Source organism: Emticicia sp., from assembly GCF_049241225.1.
GTDB lineage: Bacteria > Bacteroidota > Bacteroidia > Cytophagales > Spirosomataceae > Emticicia.
This window is the reverse complement of the sequence record NZ_JBMLRC010000179.1, coordinates 5,860-7,112: the sequence shown is the minus strand read 5'-3', so window position 1 is coordinate 7,112 and position 1,253 is coordinate 5,860. Positions and strand designations below refer to the sequence as shown.

Below are 1,253 nucleotides of genomic sequence, written 5' to 3'. Positions count from 1 at the left end.
CGGTTGGCCGTTTCGATGTCGGCAACTGTGAGCGGAATATTAATACGTTGGTCAAGTAAGTGCCAAATTTCACCAGCATCGGTCGATTGTACGCCCGCACCACCCAGCATCAGTACTTTTGGTAAACGAACTTTTTTGAATTTCTCGCTACCAAAGTCGATTCCCTGTGGCGTAAGGCCAGTCGGAACTGCATAGAAATCTACACCATCACGGTCGGCAAGGGTTTGAAGCAAAGCTGATGGGTCGGAGCCATTACTGAAAATCTGAATTGTGCCATAATCAAAAGTGCGTTCTTTTCCTTCTACAACTGCCGAAAGTGGTTCGGTTGCTACTTTTAGGTTATAACCTTTTTTCAATAATTCATAAGCGGCACGTGGAGCGTAGTAGCTATTCCACTCAAACAAATAAGCATATTGGCTTTTACCAACAACTTTCCCTTTCGGGAAATCATTCTTTTCAACTTTTTCGCCCAACGAAACTGCCGTTTTTGCTTCTGCCGTAGGTACATTCATACAATATTGTAGCGACCAAGCCGAAATATCGTAGAATAAACTATCTTCAAACTTCGTGCGTTTTTCAAACATTGACTTGATAAGGCGGTGTTGTGGCTGATTCATCGGCACAACGTAGGCGTTTTCTTTGCTGAATGCTATCCCATCTTGGTTTTCGTCTTTTCCTAAGCGATACACATCAATTTGGTTGCGTTTGAGCATATTTACCATTTCCCAAGTTTTTATGGCATCATTTCCGCCACCAAAAACGTAGGCTTTTACGGCATCGGTCGAGCTTTCTTTATAAAAACTTCTCATGTGTTCGAGCAACTCGACACGCATTTCACGTGCCGCACGAAGCGTTGAGAAAGTTGCCGTAACTTGGTTACGAACCGTAAACGGGAAACTTAGTAAACCATTTGATGTTTCTTGCAAATGTCCACGAGACGATGCTTGTTCGAACAAAATACCCACCGAGCCATTGACATCGGGTAGGGTAGAGCCTTTTCCGTAATAAAAATCATCGTAGTTTTCTTGTGTGTAATATGCCGAACCGATTTTGTCGAGTCCAACGGCTTGGAATTTTCCGAATTTGATGGTTAAATCAATGTTTTTCTTAGGCGTTAGCGGGTGCGTACGTGCAGGAATACCCGGTTGGAAGAAAAACGTTGAAGCCGAACCCATTTCGTGGTGGTCGGTCAAGATATTTGGTCGCCAGTCATAAAACTTTACCAAACGTCCTTTACTCTCGGGCATTTGTTG

The 1,253-nt window shown here is 43.5% G+C and carries 1 pseudogene; it reads right to left on the bottom strand.

Annotation, left to right across the window (positions count from 1 at the left end):
• Positions 1-1,247: pseudogene (locus ACOVO2_RS10185) on the bottom strand (zinc carboxypeptidase); the annotation flags it as partial.
• Between the last annotated feature and the right edge of the window lie 6 nt (positions 1,248-1,253).